The 19,083-nt window shown below is 37.2% G+C and carries 21 protein-coding genes; 19 read left to right on the top strand and 2 right to left on the bottom strand.

What is annotated here, in order from left to right; all coding sequences use genetic code 11:
- Positions 1–378: 378 nt before the first annotated feature.
- The 17 genes from fdhF to COE49_RS26015 all read left to right on the top strand — a co-directional run bounded on the left by fdhF (position 379) and on the right by COE49_RS26015 (position 15,897).
- Positions 379–3,318, top strand: coding sequence for a formate dehydrogenase subunit alpha (gene fdhF, locus COE49_RS26100; RefSeq protein WP_098841018.1), 2,940 nt, complete (start codon positions 379–381; stop codon positions 3,316–3,318).
- 15 nt (positions 3,319–3,333) lie between these two features.
- Complete coding sequence (locus COE49_RS26095; RefSeq protein ID WP_098841017.1) at positions 3,334–3,816, top strand: helical membrane plugin domain-containing protein; 483 nt, start codon at positions 3,334–3,336, stop codon at positions 3,814–3,816.
- 115 nt (positions 3,817–3,931) lie between these two features.
- Complete coding sequence (locus COE49_RS26090; protein WP_088229871.1) at positions 3,932–4,276, top strand: Na-translocating system protein MpsC family protein; 345 nt, start codon at positions 3,932–3,934, stop codon at positions 4,274–4,276.
- A gap of 16 nt (positions 4,277–4,292) precedes the next feature.
- Positions 4,293–5,093 carry a formate dehydrogenase accessory sulfurtransferase FdhD gene (gene fdhD, locus COE49_RS26085; RefSeq protein ID WP_098946153.1) on the top strand — a complete coding sequence of 267 codons (801 nt, stop codon included), beginning with the start codon at positions 4,293–4,295 and terminating at the stop codon, positions 5,091–5,093.
- A 16-nt stretch (positions 5,094–5,109) separates the two neighbouring features.
- On the top strand, positions 5,110–6,126 hold the full coding sequence (moaA, locus tag COE49_RS26080) for a GTP 3',8-cyclase MoaA (protein ID WP_098252691.1): 1,017 nt from the start codon (positions 5,110–5,112) through the stop codon (positions 6,124–6,126).
- Positions 6,127–6,317: 191 nt separating this feature from the next.
- On the top strand, positions 6,318–7,097 hold the full coding sequence (locus COE49_RS26070) for a formate channel (RefSeq protein WP_141524761.1): 780 nt from the start codon (positions 6,318–6,320) through the stop codon (positions 7,095–7,097).
- A gap of 24 nt (positions 7,098–7,121) precedes the next feature.
- Positions 7,122–8,138: a molybdopterin-synthase adenylyltransferase MoeB gene (locus COE49_RS26065; protein WP_088229866.1), complete on the top strand. Its 1,017-nt coding sequence runs from the start codon at positions 7,122–7,124 to the stop codon at positions 8,136–8,138.
- 18 nt (positions 8,139–8,156) lie between these two features.
- On the top strand, positions 8,157–9,464 hold the full coding sequence (locus COE49_RS26060) for a molybdopterin molybdotransferase MoeA (RefSeq protein ID WP_098252693.1): 1,308 nt from the start codon (positions 8,157–8,159) through the stop codon (positions 9,462–9,464).
- On the top strand, positions 9,445–9,909 hold the full coding sequence (gene moaE, locus COE49_RS26055) for a molybdopterin synthase catalytic subunit MoaE (protein ID WP_088229864.1): 465 nt from the start codon (positions 9,445–9,447) through the stop codon (positions 9,907–9,909). The genes COE49_RS26060 and moaE overlap by 20 nt, the downstream gene beginning before the upstream one ends.
- Positions 9,910–9,912: 3 nt before the next feature.
- Complete coding sequence (gene moaD / locus COE49_RS26050; protein ID WP_088229863.1) at positions 9,913–10,149, top strand: molybdopterin converting factor subunit 1; 237 nt, start codon at positions 9,913–9,915, stop codon at positions 10,147–10,149.
- 86 nt (positions 10,150–10,235) lie between these two features.
- Positions 10,236–11,285 (top strand): P-loop NTPase, encoded by a 1,050-nt coding sequence (locus tag COE49_RS26045; protein ID WP_088229862.1) that lies wholly within the window; start codon positions 10,236–10,238, stop codon positions 11,283–11,285.
- Positions 11,286–11,300: 15 nt separating this feature from the next.
- On the top strand, positions 11,301–11,525 hold the full coding sequence (locus COE49_RS26040; RefSeq protein WP_088229861.1) for a group-specific protein: 225 nt from the start codon (positions 11,301–11,303) through the stop codon (positions 11,523–11,525).
- Positions 11,526–11,567: 42 nt separating this feature from the next.
- Positions 11,568–11,975, top strand: coding sequence for a hypothetical protein (locus COE49_RS26035; RefSeq protein ID WP_088229860.1), 408 nt, complete (start codon positions 11,568–11,570; stop codon positions 11,973–11,975).
- A 182-nt stretch (positions 11,976–12,157) separates the two neighbouring features.
- Complete coding sequence (locus COE49_RS26030; protein WP_088229859.1) at positions 12,158–12,406, top strand: DUF1294 domain-containing protein; 249 nt, start codon at positions 12,158–12,160, stop codon at positions 12,404–12,406.
- Between the two features lie 91 nt (positions 12,407–12,497).
- The gene (rarD, locus tag COE49_RS26025) at positions 12,498–13,439 is read left to right on the top strand and encodes an EamA family transporter RarD (RefSeq protein ID WP_088229858.1); all 942 of its coding nucleotides are present in this window, start codon (positions 12,498–12,500) and stop codon (positions 13,437–13,439) included.
- A 79-nt stretch (positions 13,440–13,518) separates the two neighbouring features.
- Complete coding sequence (locus COE49_RS26020) at positions 13,519–13,944, top strand: divergent PAP2 family protein (protein ID WP_088229857.1); 426 nt, start codon at positions 13,519–13,521, stop codon at positions 13,942–13,944.
- Positions 13,945–14,043: 99 nt separating this feature from the next.
- A complete protein-coding gene (locus COE49_RS26015; protein WP_088229856.1) occupies positions 14,044–15,897 on the top strand; it encodes a terpene cyclase/mutase family protein in 1,854 nt (617 codons plus the stop codon).
- 73 nt (positions 15,898–15,970) lie between these two features.
- On the opposite strand, the gene COE49_RS26010 is transcribed toward COE49_RS26015, so the two are convergent.
- Entirely contained in the window at positions 15,971–16,120 is a 150-nt protein-coding gene (locus tag COE49_RS26010; protein WP_140417291.1) for a YfhD family protein, read from the bottom strand.
- 133 nt (positions 16,121–16,253) lie between these two features.
- On the opposite strand from COE49_RS26010, the gene fabG reads away from it, so the two are divergent.
- Positions 16,254–16,994, top strand: coding sequence for a 3-oxoacyl-ACP reductase FabG (fabG, locus tag COE49_RS26005; protein ID WP_088229855.1), 741 nt, complete (start codon positions 16,254–16,256; stop codon positions 16,992–16,994).
- 51 nt (positions 16,995–17,045) lie between these two features.
- Here the strand turns inward: fabG and dhaS are convergent, their stop codons facing one another.
- On the bottom strand, positions 17,046–18,530 hold the full coding sequence (gene dhaS, locus COE49_RS26000; RefSeq protein ID WP_088229854.1) for an aldehyde dehydrogenase DhaS: 1,485 nt from the start codon (positions 18,528–18,530) through the stop codon (positions 17,046–17,048).
- A gap of 273 nt (positions 18,531–18,803) precedes the next feature.
- Between dhaS and COE49_RS25995 the strand changes: the two genes are divergently transcribed.
- Positions 18,804–19,082: a YhdT family protein gene (locus tag COE49_RS25995; protein WP_088229853.1), complete on the top strand. Its 279-nt coding sequence runs from the start codon at positions 18,804–18,806 to the stop codon at positions 19,080–19,082.
- Position 19,083: the final 1 nt, after the last annotated feature.

Here is a 19,083-nt window from a genome sequence, read left to right as displayed (position 1 = left end):
GCGAAAGCAAAGAAGTTAGGTGGGCGTGCTGCCCATAAAAGTCCGATTGGTGAAGGCTAATAATCAGTGGGGGATGAACGAACCCCCGCTGATTAAAGTTTCACTTTATATGGGTTATTATGGATAGTTCCATGCGGACATATGCGTAATTTAAATTTTATATTGTATATTTTTAGTTTTAACGCTATAATCATAGTGTTAAAGATGGAATCGTGATATGACCTGTTATGAATCTATCGTTTTATTTATGAATAAATGGATTGGTATTTTAGCAAGATTTGCTAATAAACTACTCCACCATGATGATAGCGTGCCCAAAATGTGGTGCGTATATTTTCGTGGTGGAGTTTTTTTTATTCTCAAAAAGGGGGAAAGACCATGAATAACAACATGGTTCATATTACAATTGACGGAAAAAAGTATACAGCGGAGCCCGGTTCAACAATATTGAGTGTTATTAATGGAAATGGGATTGAACATCCGCAAATTTGTTACGTGCCAGAAGTAGATCCTATTCAAACATGTGACACTTGTATTGTAGAAGTTGACGGAAAATTAATGCGTTCTTGTTCGGCGGTGGTCACGGACGGTATGAATATTGAACTGGCTTCTGGTCGTGCGAAAGAAGCGCAAACAGAGGCGATGGATCGGTTATTAGAAAATCATTTATTATACTGTACGGTATGTGACAACAACAATGGGAACTGTAAATTGCATAATACAGCAGAGTTAATGGAGATTGAACATCAAAAATATCCTTACGAGCCAAAAGTAGATGTAAGTGAAGTGGATATGACGCATCCGTTTTATCGTTATGACCCAAATCAATGTATCGCATGTGGTCAATGTGTTGAGGTATGTCAAAACTTACAAGTAAATGAAACGTTATCAATAGATTGGGAAGCGGAACGTCCGCGAGTTATTTGGGATGAAGGAGTAAATATTAATGATTCTTCATGCGTGAGCTGTGGTCAATGTGTAACCATTTGTCCATGTAACGCTTTAATGGAGAAAACAATGCTCGGTGAAGCTGGATTTATGACGGGATTAAAGCCAGACATTCTTGAACCGATGGTTGATCTTATTAAAGAAGTTGAGCCTGGATATAGTGGTATTTTTGCGGTATCAGAAGTGGAAGCGGCCATGCGTGATACTCGTACGAAGAAAACGAAAACAGTATGTACATTTTGTGGCGTTGGTTGTTCATTTGAAGTGTGGACGAAAGGGCGTAAAATCCTTAAAGTACAGCCATCTTCAGATGCGCCAGTTAACGCCATTTCCACTTGTGTAAAAGGGAAATTCGGTTGGGATTTCGTAAATTCTAAAGAACGAATTACGAAACCTTTAATTCGTAAAAATGGAACGTTTGTTGAATCTACATGGGAAGAAGCATTGAATGTAGTTGCAAGTAAATTAGGATCCATTAAAGAAGAGCACGGTAAAGACGCTATCGGCTTTATTTCTTCATCTAAAATTACAAATGAAGACAATTATGTTATTCAAAAATTAGCTCGACAAGTATTTGAAACGAACAATATTGATAACTGTTCACGTTATTGTCAATCACCAGCGACGGACGGATTATTCCGTACAATTGGTATGGGTGGTGATGCAGGAACGATTAAAGATATTGCACAATCTGGTCTTGTTATTATTGTAGGTTGTAATCCGACAGAAGGTCATCCTGTTTTAGCTACACGTATTAAACGTGCGCATAAATTACACGGACAAAAGTTAATTGTGGCTGATCTTCGTAAAACAGAAATGGCAGAGCGTTCAGACGTCTTTGTTAGTCCAAAACAAGGAACAGACCAAGTGTGGCTAATGGCTGTTACGAAATATATGATTGAACAAGGTTGGCACGATCAACAATTCATTGATGAGAACGTAAACTTCTTTGAAGATTTCAAAGAGAGTTTGAAAGAATATACGCTTGAATATGCAGAAGAAGTGACAGGCATTTCAAAAGAAACACTTATTCAAATGGCTGAAATGATTCGTGACGCAGATGGTACATGTATCCTTTGGGGTATGGGTGTAACGCAAAATACAGGCGGTTCTGATACTTCCGCTGCGATTTCAAACTTACTTCTTGCAACAGGGAACTATCGTCGTTCAGGAGCAGGTGCATACCCACTTCGAGGTCATAATAACGTACAAGGTGCTTGCGATATGGGTACTTTACCAGGATGGCTTCCAGGATATCAGCACGTTACTAACGATATGGAACGTGCGAAATTTGAAATGGCTTACGGAGTGAAAATTAATAGTGAACCGGGCCTTAATAATATTGAAATGCTTCGCGCAATTGACGAAGGAAAAATGAAAGCTATGTATCTTGTCGGAGAGGATATGGCTCTTGTAGACTCTAATGCGAACCATGTACATGAAGTGTTATCAAGCCTTGATTTCTTCGTTGTGCAAGATATTTTCCTTTCTAAAACTGCTCAATATGCAGATGTTGTATTGCCCGCAGCGCCATCTCTTGAGAAAGAAGGTACTTTCACAAATACGGAGCGCCGTGTACAAAGACTATATCAAGTTCTTCCTACGCTTGGAGATGCGAAGCCAGACTGGTGGATCGTGCAGGAGGTTGCGAATAAATTAGGTGCAAACTGGAATTATAGCCACCCAAGTGAAATCTTTGCTGAAATGGCAAGTTTATCACCACTATTTTCACAAGCAAGCTATGAAGTACTGGAAGGATGGAATAGTTTCCATTGGGGAAGTTTTGAGGGCACGAATACACCGCTTCTGTTCCAAGATGGATTTAACTTCCCAGATAAAAAAGCTCGTTTTGCTATTGCTGACTGGGTACGTCCAGCTGAGTTTCCAGCTGAGTTCGATCTTCACATTAATAACGGTCGTATGCTTGAACATTTCCATGAAGGGAATATGACAAATAAATCAACAGGTATTCAAACGAAAGTACCTGGTGTTTTCGTTGAAGTTTCTCCAGAACTTGCAAAAGAACGTGGAGTGAAAACAGGTTCATTAGTTCGTCTTGTCTCTCCTTTTGGAGCATTAAAATTACGTGCACTCGTAACAGACCGTGTAAAAGCGAACGAGTTATATTTACCAATGAACTCTACAGATAATGAATCGGCAATCAATTTCTTAACTGGTCCTGCTGTTGATACGCGTACGAATACACCTGCGTATAAACAAACGAAAGTACGTATGGAAGTGTTAGAAGTTGATGGCGAAAATCCGATGCCAAAAGCGAACCCACGAAATAAAAAGCGTCATCCTCAAGCAGGTATTGAGGTTAATCGTAAGTGGGCACGTCCAGGGTATGTGCATTTAACGGATAAGTAGGGAGGAGAAAAGAATATGGCTGCACCTATTAAAACGATTCAAAGACAAGAACAAACTGAGGAAGAAATAAAACAGCAAAAGTTAGATGATTTAAAAGAACTTCTAACTAGTAATGAAGAAGCTCTAAATCAAATGTTTAATATAGTAGGGGAATTGAATGATATTGGCATGCTAGAAGCAGCAAATTCTATGTTGAAAGCGAAAGAACCAATCGCAAAGATTGTCCTCGGTCAAGTAACTCGTGAACCTGTTACAAATTTAATTAATAATATGATGGGTGCTGCAGGGGCTTTAACAGAACTTGACCCAGAGCTTACGAAAAAACTTATAGCTAGTTTATTAGTAGGACTGGAAGAAGGTAATGAACATCTAGAAAGTAATAAAAAAGTAGGGGTATTCGATCTTATGAAGGTATTGAAAGATCCAGATATTAATCGGGCTATTGGTTTTGGTCTCCATTTCTTAAAAGGTATGGGTAAAGGATTAAAAGACGAATAAGCTTCAAAAAGTGAACCTTTTCGTCCAAATGTTTGTACAAAATAGTTTGGATGAAAGGGTCATTTTGGTAAAATATATATGAAAGTAAAATGAGTGTTTTTGGGGGTATGATTGTATGTCAAAAAAAGTACATGAATTTAATGATATGATACGAAAACTTCGAAAGGAACTTTTCGGAAAAGGACCGGAACGAATTCATACTGTATTTGCTGAAAATATGGCTATTGCAACTCTTTATGGAAATTTAACACCTACTGAAAAATTTATTTCCAGTACGATGGATGGTGCGGAAATGGTTCATATGGCTAGAACGAAAATGATTCAAGAAGTGTATGCTGCAAATTCAGGTGAACATTTGGAGGAACTTGTAGGAGCGAAATTAGTGAATCTATTTTCAGATATGAAAGTAGAAGAAGATATCGCAGTTTCTGTGTTTGTTTTTGATAAAAATATAACGTGAGGGAAGGGTACTGATCGTGAAACCGATACAGGTAGAAAGAGAAGTTTTCCGTTATGAACAAGGGGCATTTAAGCATACAGAGGACAGCATTGTAACAGAGTTTCCAGTCACGATTAAAATGAACGGACAGGAGTTTGTTACAATGGTTAGTACTCCAGAATATATAGAAGATATGGTAATAGGCTTCCTAGCATCTGAAGGAATCATTCGGAAGTATGAAGAGATTGATGACATATGGATACAGGAAAAAGAAGGATTTGTACATGTAACGACGACAAAAGTAAACCCGTATTACGAACAAATGCAAAACAAACGTTATATTACGTCGTGTTGTGGTATGAGTAGACAAGGATTTGTTTTTGCAAACGATGCACTAAGCGCAAAGAAAATGAATGGTGTCCATGTACAGGTTGGTGTGGAAGATTGCTTCCGATTAATGAATGAGATGCAACAATCTGCGGATACGTTTCGTCATACAGGCGGGGTTCATAATGCAGCTTTATGCGATGTAAATGGTATTATTTTAAGTCGAATGGATATTGGTAGGCATAATGCACTAGATAAAATTTACGGTTATTGTTTAAAAAATAATATTTCGATAAAGGATAAAATCATTGTTTTCAGTGGTCGTATTTCTTCGGAAATATTATTGAAAGTTGCAAAGATTGGTTGTGAAATTATCCTGTCAAAATCAGCTCCAACTGAGTTGGCGTTGCAGCTAGCAGAAGAGTTAGGCATTACTACAATAGGGTTTATTCGTAATCAGTCTTTAAATGTATATACGCATCCAGAACGTGTTTTAAATATAAAAAAGTAAAAGTGAGGCAATGAAGATGAAATCAGTTACATTAGACAAATTGCAACGTCCGTTAAAGGATTTACGTATTTCAGTTACTGATCGCTGTAATTTTCGGTGCCGATATTGTATGCCAGAAGAAATATTTGGTCCTGATTACTCGTTTTTGTCTAATGATAAAATTTTATCTTTTGATGAAATTGAAAGGATAACCCGTATTTTCGTTTCTTTAGGCGTGAGAAAGTTACGAATCACAGGAGGGGAACCGTTACTTCGAAGAGGGCTTCCAGAGCTTATCGAGCGGCTTCATAAAATAGACGGTGTGGAGGATATCGGTTTAACAACAAATGGATCGTTACTTAAAAAATTTGCGCCTGATTTATATAAAGCGGGGTTATCACGTGTGACAGTTAGTTTAGATTCCTTAGAAGAAGAGCGTTTTTTCTATTTAAATGGGAATAGAAGCAAAGTACAAAAAGTTCTTGAAGGCATACAGGCTGCGGCTGAAGTTGGTATGAAAATTAAAATAAATATGGTCGTGCAAAAGGGAAAAAATGAACAAGATATTTTGCAGATGGCACAATATTTTAAAGAAAATAAACATATTCTTCGTTTTATTGAATATATGGACGTTGGAAATTATAACGGCTGGGAGTTAAAAGAGGTCGTCTCTAAACAAGAAATAGTAGATGCCATTCATAAAATTATGCCATTAGAACGGATAGAAGCGAATTATGCTGGTGAGGTTGCTACTCGTTATCGTTATATTGGAAGCGATGAGGAGATTGGAATCATTTCATCTGTAACAGATTCTTTCTGTTCATCGTGTACGAGAGCTCGCATTTCTGCGGAAGGGAAATTGTATACTTGTTTGTTCGCTTCTAAAGGAAATGATTTGAGAGAATTACTTCGATTTGGGTATACTGACGAAGAAATTACAGATGTAGTGCGCGATATATGGAATAATCGAGAAGATCGCTATTCAGATGAACGCTTAAGTAACAGTAACAAAAAACCTATGCCTAAAATTGAAATGTCACATATCGGTGGTTAATATAGAAAGCTGACATAATAGTGAAAAATGGAAAGTGTGCAAGAATTGTAGATTTTCTATTTGATAGTAAAAGTGATGATTGATATTTCTGTAAAAAATGTGCAGAGAGATTAAGCAGCATTCAAAAACCTTTATTTTAAATAGGTTTTTTGAAGCTGCTTTTTTATGTGGAGAAAATGGAGGAATTAGTAATGGCATTTCATAAACCGGAACAAATTGCTGAACTCGTAATTGAGGCCGGTGTTCAAAAAGTGAGTCAGACGCTGCCAGCAATGCTTATTCTCGGTTTTTTAGGAGGCGCGTTTATTTCATTTGGCTGTTTACTTAACATTCGAGTTTTAGGTAATTTACCTGAGCGCTGGGGGAGTTTGGTGAATATTTTAGGAGGCGCGGTTTTTCCTTTTGGACTCATGCTCGTAGTATTAGCAGGAGGAGAATTAATTACCGGAAATATGATGTCATTGTCTATGGCGCTTTATGCAAAGAAAATTACATTGGTAAATGTACTAAATAACTGGGTTTGGGTTACTCTTATGAATTTTGTTGGAGCTATTTTCGTTGCATATTGTTTTGGGCATCTTGGTGGATTAACAGAGGGAGATTATTTAAATAAAACGATAGCGATAGCGGAAGGAAAGTTACATGAATCATTTGAGAGAACTTTAATTTTAGCAATTGGTTGTAATTGGCTCGTTTGCCTGGCACTTTGGCTTGCTTATGGGACGAGTGATTTGGTCGGAAAGATAGTTGGAATATGGATTCCAATTATGGCGTTTGTTGTAATTGGATTTCAGCAAGTAGTGGCAAATATGTTTGTCATCTCAGCAGTTATTTTTGCAGGCCATCTAACGTGGATAGACCTTGTTAAGAACTTTGTTCCTGTTTTTATTGGGAATGTAATTGGAGGAGCTGGGTTTGTTGGGTTTGCATATTTTGCTTGTTATCAAAAACAACATTCTAAAGTGAAATAGATTTCTTGAAAGGAAGGGTATGCAATGGAAGAGCGGTATTCCCGGCAACAGTTGTTCAAACCGATTGGGAGTAAAGGCCAAGAAAAAATTCGAAATAAACATGTGTTAATTATAGGAGCGGGTGCATTAGGAAGTGCAAGTGCAGAGAGTTTCGTACGTGCAGGTATTGGGAAGTTGACGATTATTGATCGTGATTACGTAGAATGGAGTAATTTACAAAGACAACAACTATATTCTGAACAAGATGTGAGAGACAAAATTCCGAAAGCAATAGCGGCTAAAAATCGCTTAGAACAGATTAATTCGGAAGTGAAAATACATGCTTTCGTAATGGATGCATGTGCAGAAAACATGGCAGGGCTATTAGAAAATGTCGATGTAATCATTGATGCAACAGATAATTTTGACATTCGATTTCTAATAAATGATTTATCACAAAAACATAATATTCCGTGGGTTTATGGTTCTTGCGTTGGATCATACGGTATGAGTTATACGATTATTCCGCAAAAGACGCCGTGTTTACATTGTGTACTGAAGAATGTTCCGGTTACAGGTGTGACGTGTGACACGGCTGGGATTATTAGTCCGACAGTTCAAATTGTTGCAGCATATCAAGTGGCAGAAGCACTCAAAATTTTAGTGGAAGATTTTTCAGCAATTAGAAAAACGTTTTTCATGTTTGATATATGGAGTAATCAAAATCATTGTATCAAATTAGTAAAAATAAAAACGGACGATTGTCCATCGTGCGGTTTGAATCGAACTTATCCTTATTTATCATATGAAAATCAAACGAAGGTAGCCGTTTTGTGCGGAAGAAATACAGTTCAAATTAGACCAGTAGAAAATAGACAGCATAATTTTGATGATATTGAAAAAGTATTAAAAAAACTTGGGAAAGTAGATCGAAATCCTTATTTACTATCTGCCCAACTAGATGATTACCGCGTCGTTATTTTTCAAGATGGTCGTGTTTTCATTCATGGTACAAATGATATTCCGAAAGCGAAACAACTATATTATCGCGTATTCGGTTAATAGAAAGGGTTGTCGATAATGGAAAGAAGAGTGCCAATTACGGTTGAGGAAGCTGTGCGTAAAGTAATGGGATTTGCTAGTAATGGCTTAAAGGAGCTACTACCTATTGAATTAGCTTACGGACGTATATTAGCAGAGGATATAGTAGCTGACCATGATGTACCTTCATTCAATCGTTCACCATATGATGGGTTTGCTATTAGAGCAGAAGATACGACTTTAGCGAGCTATGAAAAACCAATTGCATTTGAGGTAGTTGGAGAGATTGGAGCAGGCTCGCTATTTCATGAAGAAGTAGGTCCGTTTCAAGCAGTTCGAATTATGACGGGAGCGCAAATTCCGAATGGGTGTGATGCGGTTGTTATGTTAGAGCTGACTCGTCAATATGAGGAGGCTGGAAACAATTATATAGAAGTGAAGCGATCATTCAAAACGGGCGACAATATTTCTTTTCAAGGTGAAGATGTTCGTAAAGGAACGGTTCTTGCAAAGAAAGGATCATACATTAATCCAGGTATTTCAGCTCTTCTTGCTACGTTCGGCTATAGCAAGGTGCCAGTGGCGAGAAAGCCTGTACTTGGATTGTTAGCGACCGGTAGTGAATTACTGGATGTAAATGATTCATTACAGCCAGGGAAAATCCGAAATAGTAATACGTATATGATATTGTCTCAAATTCGAAGAGCGGGCGGAAGAGTAAAATATTTTGGGAAGTTTAGCGATGATTTTCATACATGTTTCAAAGCTGTAAAAGAAGCGTTAAGCCAAGTAGATATGCTCATTACAACAGGTGGTGTATCAGTAGGGGATTACGATTATTTACCAGCTATATATGAAAAGTTAGGTGCATCTGTTCTTTTCAATAAAGTTGCAATGCGACCAGGGAGTGTAACGACTGTAGCACAATTAAACGGAAAGTTATTATTTGGTTTATCAGGAAATCCATCTGCTTGTTACGTAGGATTTGAATTGTTCGTAAGACCTTGTATTCGGACGTATATGTTTAGTGAAAAAGCACATTTAAAAAGAGAAAAAGCATTGTTAGGAGAAGATTTCCTAAAACCGAATCCATTTACAAGATTTGTACGAGCGAAACTGACATATAACGAAGGGCAATTAACCGCTTATCCGTCAGGTTTTGATAAATCTAACTCGGTTTCTTCTCTAGCGGAGACAAATATATTTATTGTACTTCCAGGTGGAACGAGAGGTTATAAAAAAGGTATGTTCGTAGACGTTCTCTTGTTGGAGGATAACGAGGGTAGTGAATGGCCTTGGACATTTTATAAAGTGAGAGGTGGTTCTAATGGGACAAGTTCTATTTGAGATTGTAGATATACCAATTGTGGTTGAAGAAGTAACGAATAAAGTGGCAAGAAGAGAAGCAGGTGCGATTACAACGTTTATTGGTACGGTGAGAGAATTAACAAAAGGAAAACGAACGTTACATTTAGAGTATGAAGCATATAAACCGATGGCAGTAAAACAACTTACGCAAATTGGTGAAGAAATTAATAAAAAGTGGCCAGATGCAAAAGTAGCAATTACACACAGAGTAGGACGACTCGAAATAATGGATATTGCAGTTGTCATTGCCGTTTCATCACCACATCGGAAAGTAGCTTATGAAGCGAATGAGTACGCAATTGAACGTATAAAAAGAATCGTTCCAATTTGGAAAAAAGAATTTTGGGAAGATGGAACGATGTGGATTGGAGATCAACTTGAAAATACGCCTTATCCAGAAGGAAAACCAAAGAAAGAAGAATGAGAAATGATTACAATTTTACTGTTTGCAAATTTGCGTGAGGAAGTCGGATTAGATCGACTAGTAATGTTAGAAAAACAAGAAATGACTGTTGGGCAATTAAAAGAATGGATGAAAGAAAGTTATCAATTACAATCTTTGGAAGCTGTAATGGTAGCAATTAATGAGGAGTTTGTAACAAATGGAGAGACGATTCAAGCTGGAGATGTAGTTGCATTCATTCCGCCTGTTAGTGGAGGTTAATACGTTTAAGAAGGTAGTATATGATAAATTATTTTATTAGGACATGATGTTATAAAAAATTAAGAATATGAGAAGGGATGAGTGTTATGCTTACTCATGAACAAATTATGAATGCTTTAAAACATGTGGAGGATCCAGAGTTACACAAAAGTATTGTAGAATTAAACATGGTTAGAAATATACAAATGAATGGTACAGAGGTTAAACTTGAAGTAGTGCTAACAATCCAAGGTTGTCCGTTAAAAGCAAAAATTCAACAAGATATTGAAGAATCACTTCACGCAATTGGTGCCTCTAAAGTGGATGTAACATTCGGTTCTATGACAAAAGAAGAACGTGCAGCTTTAACAGAGAAGTTAAAGAAAAATAATAGAACAGAAACTGGTATGCCGAGCATGCTTCGCCTTGATTCAGGAGTACGGTTTATTACTGTAACGAGCGGAAAAGGTGGAGTCGGAAAATCAACGGTGACAATTAATCTTGCAACTGCACTAGCTCGCATGGGAAAAAAGGTGGGGATATTAGATGCAGATATATATGGTTTTAGTATTCCAGCTATGATGGAAACGAATCAAAAACCAACGATGATCGATCAAACAGCAATTCCAGTCGTTAGTCACGGTGTTAAAATCATGTCGATGGGATTTTTTACAGAAGGAAATAACCCAGTTATGTGGCGTGGACCGATGTTAAATAAATGGATTCAAAATTTCCTTGCGAATACGCACTGGGGAGAATTAGATTATTTACTGCTTGATTTACCACCTGGTACAGGAGATGTTGCCATTGATGTTGCAGCAATGATCCCGCAAGCGAAAGAAATAATTGTTACAACGCCGCATAATGTAGCTTCATTCGTTGCTTCAAGAGTCGGTGTAATGGCAAAACATACGAATCATGAGATTTTAGGTATTGTGGAAAATATGGCTTATTTTGAAGAGCAAGATGGATCGAAAAATTACCTCTTCGGAAAAGGTGGCGGTGAAATGCTCGCAGAACAACTGCAAACAGAAGTAATTGCCAAAATACCTTTTGCAAAACGTGAAGAAAATAACGGTTCATCTGTATATGATGAAGATTCTCTTGTTGGAGAAGTATTTACATCGTTAGCGGAAGATATTATTTATAGAGGATAGAGGGGGAAGTTTAGTATGGCGTGTAATATCGATCATTCTATGGAAGATGTAATGAATAAGCTTGAAAGTCAGAAGAGTTTTTTATCTAAAGAGATTTTTGCAGGATTGAAGGTTTTTTTGCAAGGTAATCATTCACAGGGAATATTAAATGATATATTTCATCTTTTAAAAAAGTATGACTTAGTTAGTGAAGAAGAACGAGAGACGAGAAAAGCACAATTATTGCACATGATGAGGTAAATACCCTTTAGCTTTAGAATTTTTTCAGGAGGGGTGAATGTGATGGATATGAAAAAGATGATTGAAACGATAGAAGCAACAAAAATGAATGACGTAACATTATCGATTCCTCAGTTACATCAAAAGCTTGTGAAGTTGTATAGCCAAAAAGATAGTGCAGCGTATACGGAGCTATTAAAATATATTTTATCATTATCCGTGCAACTTGATTTACATTTCGTATTGAAATATTTTGGGGTGCGACCGGTTGTTGTTGCAGATGAACGTATGCAATTTCAAGAGATATTTAAATGTTTAGCTAAGAAGGATGATAAAGGGGAATGGTTTTTAAATTTGGTTTCTTTATACGTAGGTTTACTTGTAGTACTTCATTTTGATGAGAAAGAGATTGAGAGAAGTTTTTTTGGTGATATGACTACAGTAGGTGAAGGAAATGAAAAAGAAATATAAATATATACTCATAATATCTTTCTTTTTAATAGCTGTAATCGCACTTTCTATTGGTTATGTAAATATGAAAGTAATGAATTAATATCGACCAACTAAACTAGTGTGCTAAAAAGTGTTCTTCAGTTGTTTCCATCGTTTTTTCATGTTACCATTAAGCGAATTTTTCATAGGGAGAGAAAGCGATGAAATGGATTTATTTTATTATTATTAATGTTATAGCTTTTAGCCTTATGGGGCTTGATAAACGAAAAGCGAAGAAGAAACAGTGGAGAACACCAGAAAGTACGCTATTTTTATCAGCGGCAGCTGGGGGAGCAGTTGGTGCTTGGATCGGTATGTATATGTTTCATCATAAAACACATAAAAAGAAATTTGTTTTCGGTATACCATTACTTGTCGTTATAACAGTATGTTTATTTTTTGCTGTATGAGAAGTGTCGAAAGAATTGCGGATTGATTATTGGTAAAGTAAGCATGTGGGACCGTATAATGGAGAAAAATGAGAAGAGGAGAAAATGGAAGATGGGGAGTCAATCAGCAGAGCAAAAAAAAGGGATCATATATGCGGCTGGTGCTTATACGATGTGGGGAATTCTACCGATTTATTGGAAATGGGTTGAGGAAGTCCCAGCAGATGAAATATTAGCGCACCGCATCGTTTGGGCGTTCGTTTTTATGTTACTCGTATTAGGTGTTACGAGGAGATTTCGCCAGTTTATCGGAGAGTTTGTGAATCTTTTTAAACGACCTAAATTATTAATGTCATTAACAATAGCTTCAGTTTTGATTAGCGGAAACTGGTTTGTTTACATATGGGCCGTAAATCATAATCATGTCATTGAAGCAAGTCTTGGTTATTATATTAATCCACTTATTAGTATTTTACTTGGTACAGTCGTTTTAAAGGAAAAGTTAAACTTTTGGCAATATGTTGCAGTTGGTTTAGCTGGGGTAGGGGTTATCATTTTAACAGTACGTTTCGGATCTATTCCGTGGGTTTCTTTATCACTTGCTTTTTCATTTGGACTATACGGATTAACGAAAAAATTGTTAAATTATGATGCGACAATTGGACTTACGATGGAAACGATGTTAGTGACGCCATTTGCGATTCTTTATCTCGTTATGACAGGAGCACATGGTTTCGGTTCATTTGGTTCTATTTCTATGGTATCGACGTTACTTTTAATTGGAGCAGGCATTGTTACAGCATTGCCACTTTTTTATTTCGCAAAAGGAGCGCAGCTTATTCCACTTTATATGGTAGGTTTCTTACAATATATTGCACCAACAATTAGTTTAATTTTAGGTGTATTTGTATTTGGTGAACATTTCACATCTACTCATATGATGGCGTTTTTCTGTATATGGGTTGCTTTATTTGTATTCTCGGTAGCAAAAACAAAGTTTTTAGTGCAGAAACAACCGAAATTTATTAAAAATAAATCAGCAAAAGTGTCATAATGCGTAGTATTTTCTACGCATTTTTCTTTATACTTATATTATATAGAATTTTCATTATAGCTAGTAGGGAGCTGAGAACGTGGAAACAATTTTACATAATGATCCGATTATGGCTGCTGTAATTTCGTGGTTTTTAGCACAGTTAACGAAAGTTGTCTTTAAATTATTTAAAACGGGTGAGTTTGATTTTGCGAAGTTTTTTGCTTCAGGCGGCATGCCAAGTTCTCATGCTTCAACTGTTACAGCACTTGCGACAGGTGTTGGAGTTGTGGAAGGTGTGGAAAGTTCCATGTTTGCGATTGCTGCCATTTTTGCCATTATTGTTATGTATGACGCTTCAGGAGTAAGGCTTGCGGTAAGTAAACAAGCGAAAATATTGAATGAATTTTTTCACGGTAGACAAACAGAATATAAGAAGTTAAATGAACTTGTCGGACATACACCGTATGAAGTAGTAGTCGGTGCTTTATTAGGGGTTATTGTCGGAGTAGGATATTGCTTATAAGCAGAACATACTATATGTTCTGCTTTTCTTTGTTTTTATACATATTCACCTGTCTTATTGAATATCGTTATACGGATTTCGAAAAGGCGGGTGAGTAACTTGTTATTATATGAAAAAGTGCATGAAGAAATAGTGAGAAGAGCAACTGCACTTCAAACGATGCAAAGGCAAGATGGTACGTGGCGGTTTTGTTTTGAAGGAGCGCCATTAACAGATTGTCATATGATTTTTTTATTAAAATTACTAGGTAGAGATAAAGAGGTAGAACCGTTTGTGAAAAGATTAGCATCACTTCAAACAAATGAAGGGACATGGAAGTTGCACGACGATGAAATGGGTGGCAATTTATCAGCTACTATTCAAGCTTATGCTGCGTTACTTGCTTCGAAAAAATATACAAAAGAAGATGCGAATATGAAGCGAGCGGAAATGTTTATAAAGGAGCGTGGCGGGGTAGCACGTGCTCACTTTATGACGAAGTTTTTATTAGCGATTCATGGAGCATATAAATACCCTCCGATCTTTCATTTGCCAACACCGATTATGTTTCTGCAAAATGATTCCCCCCTTAGTATATTTGAATTAAGTAGCGCAGCTCGTATCCATTTAATTCCGATGATAGTTTGTTTAAATAAAAGGTTTCGTGTTGGAGAAAATTTATTGCCAAATTTAAGTCATATTGAAGGCGGGGGTGGAGAGTGGTTTCGAGAGGATCGATCTCCGGTCTTTCAAACGGTAGTAAGTGATGTGAAAAAGATTATATCGTATCCGCTTTCTTTACATCATAAAGGATATGAGGAAGTAGAACGTTTTATGAAAGAGCGTATCGATGAAAATGGAACGTTATATAGTTACGCAAGTGCTTCATTTTATATGATTTATGCTTTACTTGCATTAGGACATTCGATTCAATCGCCAATTATTCAAAAGGCAATAACGGGGATAACATCTTATACATGGAAGATGGAAAGAGGGCATCATTTGCAAAACTCGCCGTCAACTGTCTGGGATACAGCATTACTTAGCTATGCATTACAGGAGGCTCATGTTTCAAAGGAAAGTAAAATGATTCAAAATGCAACAGTGTACGTATTAAAAAAACAGCATACAAAAAAAGCTGATTGGGGCGTACATGCACCGGCTCTTACTCCAGGTGGTTGGGGTTTTTCGGATGTGAATACGACAGTTCCGGATATTGATGATACAACGGCTGCGTTAAGAGCGTTGGCACGAAGTAGGGGGAACGAAAATGTAGATAATGCTTGGGGAAAAGGAGTTAATTGGATTAAAGGATTGCAAAATAATGATGGTGGCTGGGGCGCTTTTGAAAAAGGGGTAACGAGCCGATTATTAGCAAATTTACCAATCGAAAACGCAAGCGATATGATAACAGATCCTTCTACACCAGATATTACAGGGAGAGTGTTAGAGTTTTTCGGGACGTATGCACAAAATGAATTGCCTGAGAAACAAAAACAAAGTGCGGTAAATTGGTTAATGAATGAACAGGAGGGAAATGGATCTTGGTATGGAAAATGGGGTATTTGTTATATATATGGCACTTGGGCGGTGATGACTGGTTTACGGTCACTAGGAATTCCTTCTACACACCCTTCCTTGAAACGAGCCGCTTTATGGCTTGAACATATACAGCATGAAGATGGTGGCTGGGGAGAATCTTGTCAAAGTAGCTTGGAGAAAAGGTTTGTTACTTTACCATTTAGTACACCATCGCAAACAGCATGGGCGTTAGATGCTCTTATTTCCTACTATGATAAAGAAACACCAGCTATTCGAAAAGGAATTTCATATTTACTTGCGAATCCTAATAGGAATGAAAAATATCCTACTGGTACAGGTTTGCCGGGTGGATTTTATATTCGTTATTATAGTTATACCTATATATATCCATTACTTACATTTGCGCATTATGTAAAAAAATATAGAAAATAAACCGAGAGATATCTCTCGGTTTATTTTGTTGGGTAGTAGGTCCCTGTTGAAAAGAATAAGGTTATGATTTACCTTATTTTTCTGTTGACTGGCGTTTTTGACGTGCATTAGCGGCATTTGCACGTGCGTTTGCTTCTAAGTCATTGTGGTCAGCGAGTTCTCGAGAGAACTCGACATCAATGCCATCAGCAGCTTTGCTCTGTTTGAAATTCTTTTTGTTCATTCGATACAATCTCCTTGTGCATTATGCGACGTTGCAAAGTTAGTTTGACACAAATAGACTTTTTTATACAAAGAGGATTTGGAAAGCAAGGGGCAGAAATATACAGTATAAGTAATAGAAATGGGGGATAGGGATGGAGTTTTTAACTGGGAAAACAGCTGTTATAACAGGTGGTGCACAAGGAATAGGAAAAGAAATAGCAAAGGTTTTTGGAAAACTAGGGGCGAAAGTATTAATAAGTGATGTGAATGAAGAAAAGTTACAAGAAACGACAAATGAATTAGTGGCAGAAGGATATGAAGTGAGGCAGTATCGTTGTGATGTGAGTAATCAAAATGACGCGAAGACATTAATTGAATATGCAGTTCAAACATTTGGTGAATTACATATTTTAGTGAACAACGCAGGTATTACACGAGATGCTATGTTACATAAAATGGAGAAATCAGCATGGGAACAAGTACTGCAAGTAAACTTAAGCGGTGTTTTTTATTGTATGCAGCCAGCGCTTCTTTATATGAGACAGCAAGGATATGGAAGGATTATTAATATTTCTTCTATTAGTAGGGATGGGAATATTGGACAAGCGAATTATGCAGCTACAAAGGCAGGAGTTGTAGGTTTAACGAAAACAGCGGCGAAAGAAGTTGGAAGTTTCGGTATTACTTGTAATGCAATTTGTCCAGGGTTTATGGATACAGATATGACAAAAACGATACCAGATAAAGTGAAAGAAAAGATGGTTGGAGCGATTCCAGTTGGTAGAATTGGAACGCCAGATGATATTGCGAACGCAGCGGCCTTTTTAGCGTCAGAATATGCATCCTATATTACAGGAGAAGTATTAAATGTGAGCGGAGGGCTGCAAGTTTAAAGGAATACAAATTGAAAAGAACCTGACCGAGTGGGTCAGGTTCTTTTCAATTTAATTTAAGTTTAACCAAACGCTCTTCACTTCTGTATAGTTATTTAATGCATAAGAGCCCATTTCACGGCCAAGACCAGATTGTTTAAATCCTCCAAATGGAGATGCTGCATCAAAGACGTTATAACAGTTTACCCATACTGTACCTGCGCGTACTTTACTTGCAACATAGTGTGCTGTCTTAACATTTTCTGTCCATACACCAGCTGCCAAGCCGAATTGTGATTTATTCGCACGTTCAATTACTTCATCAATATCGTTAAACGGTATTGCAGAAATAACTGGACCGAAAATTTCTTCTTTTGCAATCGTCATTTCATCATTTACATCAGCGAATACTGTAGGGGAAACAAAGTAACCTTGATCGAATGGATTACTTCCTCCGCAAAGTACTTCAGCGCCTTCTTCAATTCCTTTTTCGATATAGCTCATTACACGTTTTTGTTGTTCTTCGGAAACGAGAGGCCCGATTGTTGTTTCAGGGTTAAGACCGACACCTTGATTTAGTTTTTTAGAATAGAGGACGAGATCAGCCATCACGTTATCATACATTTTCTTTGGAACAAATAAGCGTGATCCAGCAGAGCATACTTGTCCTTGGTTAAACATAACACCAGAAAGTGCACCAGGAATCGCGCGAGATAAATCAGCATCTGGCAAGATGATATTTGGTGATTTACCACCTAATTCAAGTGTAACGCGTTTTAATGATTCGGATGCTTGTCTCATAATTTGTTTACCAACTGGAGTAGAACCAGTAAATGCAATTTTATCAACGAGTGGATGATTAACGAGAGCTTGTCCAGCTGATTCACCGAATCCAGGAACGATATTGATAACACCTTTCGGGAATCCAGCTTCTTCAATTAATTCAGCTAAGTATAGAGCGGAAAGTGGAGTTTGTTCTGCAGGTTTTAAAACGATTGTACATCCTGTAGCAAGTGCTGCTCCCATTTTCCACATTGCCATAAGAAGTGGGAAGTTCCAAGGAATAATTTGACCGACAACACCGACAGCTTCATGGCGTGTATAGTTAAAGTAATCACCGGAGACAGGAATTGTTTGACCAACGATTTTCGTAGCCCAGCCAGCATAATAGCGCATATGTTCAATTGCAAGTGGTATGTCTGCTGCCATTGTTTCACGGATTGGTTTTCCGTTATCTAACGTTTCGAGCTGTGCAAGCTCTTCTTTATGTTCTTCCATTAAATCGGCAAGCTTGTACATAAGGCGGCTTCGTTCAGCGGTACTCATGCGAGACCAAGGACCTTCGTCAAAAGCCATGCGAGCCGCAACTACAGCTTTATGAATATCTTCGCGACCAGCTTCAGAAACGACGGCAAGTGTTTCGCCAGTTGCTGGGTTAGGTGTTTTAAATGTTTTTCCGGAAGCGCTTTCAATGAAAGATCCATTCACATATAACTTTTTCGTGCCTTGAAGAAACTTTTCTACCTTTTCATGAAGATTTACAGCTAGTTGACTCATTGTATAACCCCCTTGAAAATATAATGTAAACGCAGTACGAGACGGCGTTTATTCCGAAATCAAGGATGTGGGAACTAGATGAAAAGCCTCTAATTCAAATCATAATTAATAAATACTGAAAATTCAAATTTCATTTGTGTTACAATTGTAAAAAATATGTAATGTAAGAAAATCTTCTATGTAATTATAAAAAATCCTGCTTGTTTTTGCTTTCTAGTAGGAAAAACTAGAAGAACAATGGTACAATAATACATCGTGAGAGGAGGGAGAAAAATGAAGGATTATCATGATGATCCACGTTTTCGAATTGCCCATAGAGAAGCGTTAATTGGTCTTGGACTGGCTATTATTAATTTTATAATATGGTACGGATTTGCTTATGGGCTTGGTAGTAAAGATCCAAGTGAATATACATACGTATTCGGTTTTCCAGCATGGTTTTTTTATAGCTGTATTGTTGGATTTATCGTTATGGTTATTTTGCTTAGTTTAGTTGTTCGTTTTGTATTTCAAGATATTTCACTCGATGAGGAAGAAAAAAGTGAGGAATAAT

Origin of the sequence: Bacillus sp. AFS029637 (assembly GCF_002584985.1) — a bacterium.
Taxonomy (GTDB): Bacteria; Bacillota; Bacilli; order Bacillales; family Bacillaceae_G; genus Bacillus_A.
This window is presented reverse-complemented; position numbering and strand designations above follow the sequence as displayed.

What these genes read in the sequence shown, in the direction of transcription:
- fdhF (WP_098841018.1), top strand. Translation starts at nt 379, where the DNA reads ATGAATAACAACATGGTTCATATTACAATTGACGGAAAAAAGTATACA.
- COE49_RS26095 (WP_098841017.1), top strand. Translation starts at nt 3,334, where the DNA reads ATGGCTGCACCTATTAAAACGATTCAAAGACAAGAACAAACTGAGGAA.
- COE49_RS26090 (WP_088229871.1), top strand. Translation starts at nt 3,932, where the DNA reads ATGTCAAAAAAAGTACATGAATTTAATGATATGATACGAAAACTTCGA.
- moaA (WP_098252691.1), top strand. Translation starts at nt 5,110, where the DNA reads ATGAAATCAGTTACATTAGACAAATTGCAACGTCCGTTAAAGGATTTA.
- COE49_RS26070 (WP_141524761.1), top strand. Translation starts at nt 6,318, where the DNA reads ATGGCATTTCATAAACCGGAACAAATTGCTGAACTCGTAATTGAGGCC.
- COE49_RS26065 (WP_088229866.1), top strand. Translation starts at nt 7,122, where the DNA reads ATGGAAGAGCGGTATTCCCGGCAACAGTTGTTCAAACCGATTGGGAGT.
- COE49_RS26060 (WP_098252693.1), top strand. Translation starts at nt 8,157, where the DNA reads ATGGAAAGAAGAGTGCCAATTACGGTTGAGGAAGCTGTGCGTAAAGTA.
- moaE (WP_088229864.1), top strand. Translation starts at nt 9,445, where the DNA reads ATGGGACAAGTTCTATTTGAGATTGTAGATATACCAATTGTGGTTGAA.
- moaD (WP_088229863.1), top strand. Translation starts at nt 9,913, where the DNA reads ATGATTACAATTTTACTGTTTGCAAATTTGCGTGAGGAAGTCGGATTA.
- COE49_RS26045 (WP_088229862.1), top strand. Translation starts at nt 10,236, where the DNA reads ATGCTTACTCATGAACAAATTATGAATGCTTTAAAACATGTGGAGGAT.
- COE49_RS26040 (WP_088229861.1), top strand. Translation starts at nt 11,301, where the DNA reads ATGGCGTGTAATATCGATCATTCTATGGAAGATGTAATGAATAAGCTT.
- COE49_RS26035 (WP_088229860.1), top strand. Translation starts at nt 11,568, where the DNA reads ATGGATATGAAAAAGATGATTGAAACGATAGAAGCAACAAAAATGAAT.
- COE49_RS26030 (WP_088229859.1), top strand. Translation starts at nt 12,158, where the DNA reads ATGAAATGGATTTATTTTATTATTATTAATGTTATAGCTTTTAGCCTT.
- rarD (WP_088229858.1), top strand. Translation starts at nt 12,498, where the DNA reads ATGGGGAGTCAATCAGCAGAGCAAAAAAAAGGGATCATATATGCGGCT.
- COE49_RS26010 (WP_140417291.1), bottom strand. Translation starts at nt 16,120, where the DNA reads ATGAACAAAAAGAATTTCAAACAGAGCAAAGCTGCTGATGGCATTGAT.
- fabG (WP_088229855.1), top strand. Translation starts at nt 16,254, where the DNA reads ATGGAGTTTTTAACTGGGAAAACAGCTGTTATAACAGGTGGTGCACAA.
- dhaS (WP_088229854.1), bottom strand. Translation starts at nt 18,530, where the DNA reads ATGAGTCAACTAGCTGTAAATCTTCATGAAAAGGTAGAAAAGTTTCTT.
- COE49_RS25995 (WP_088229853.1), top strand. Translation starts at nt 18,804, where the DNA reads ATGAAGGATTATCATGATGATCCACGTTTTCGAATTGCCCATAGAGAA.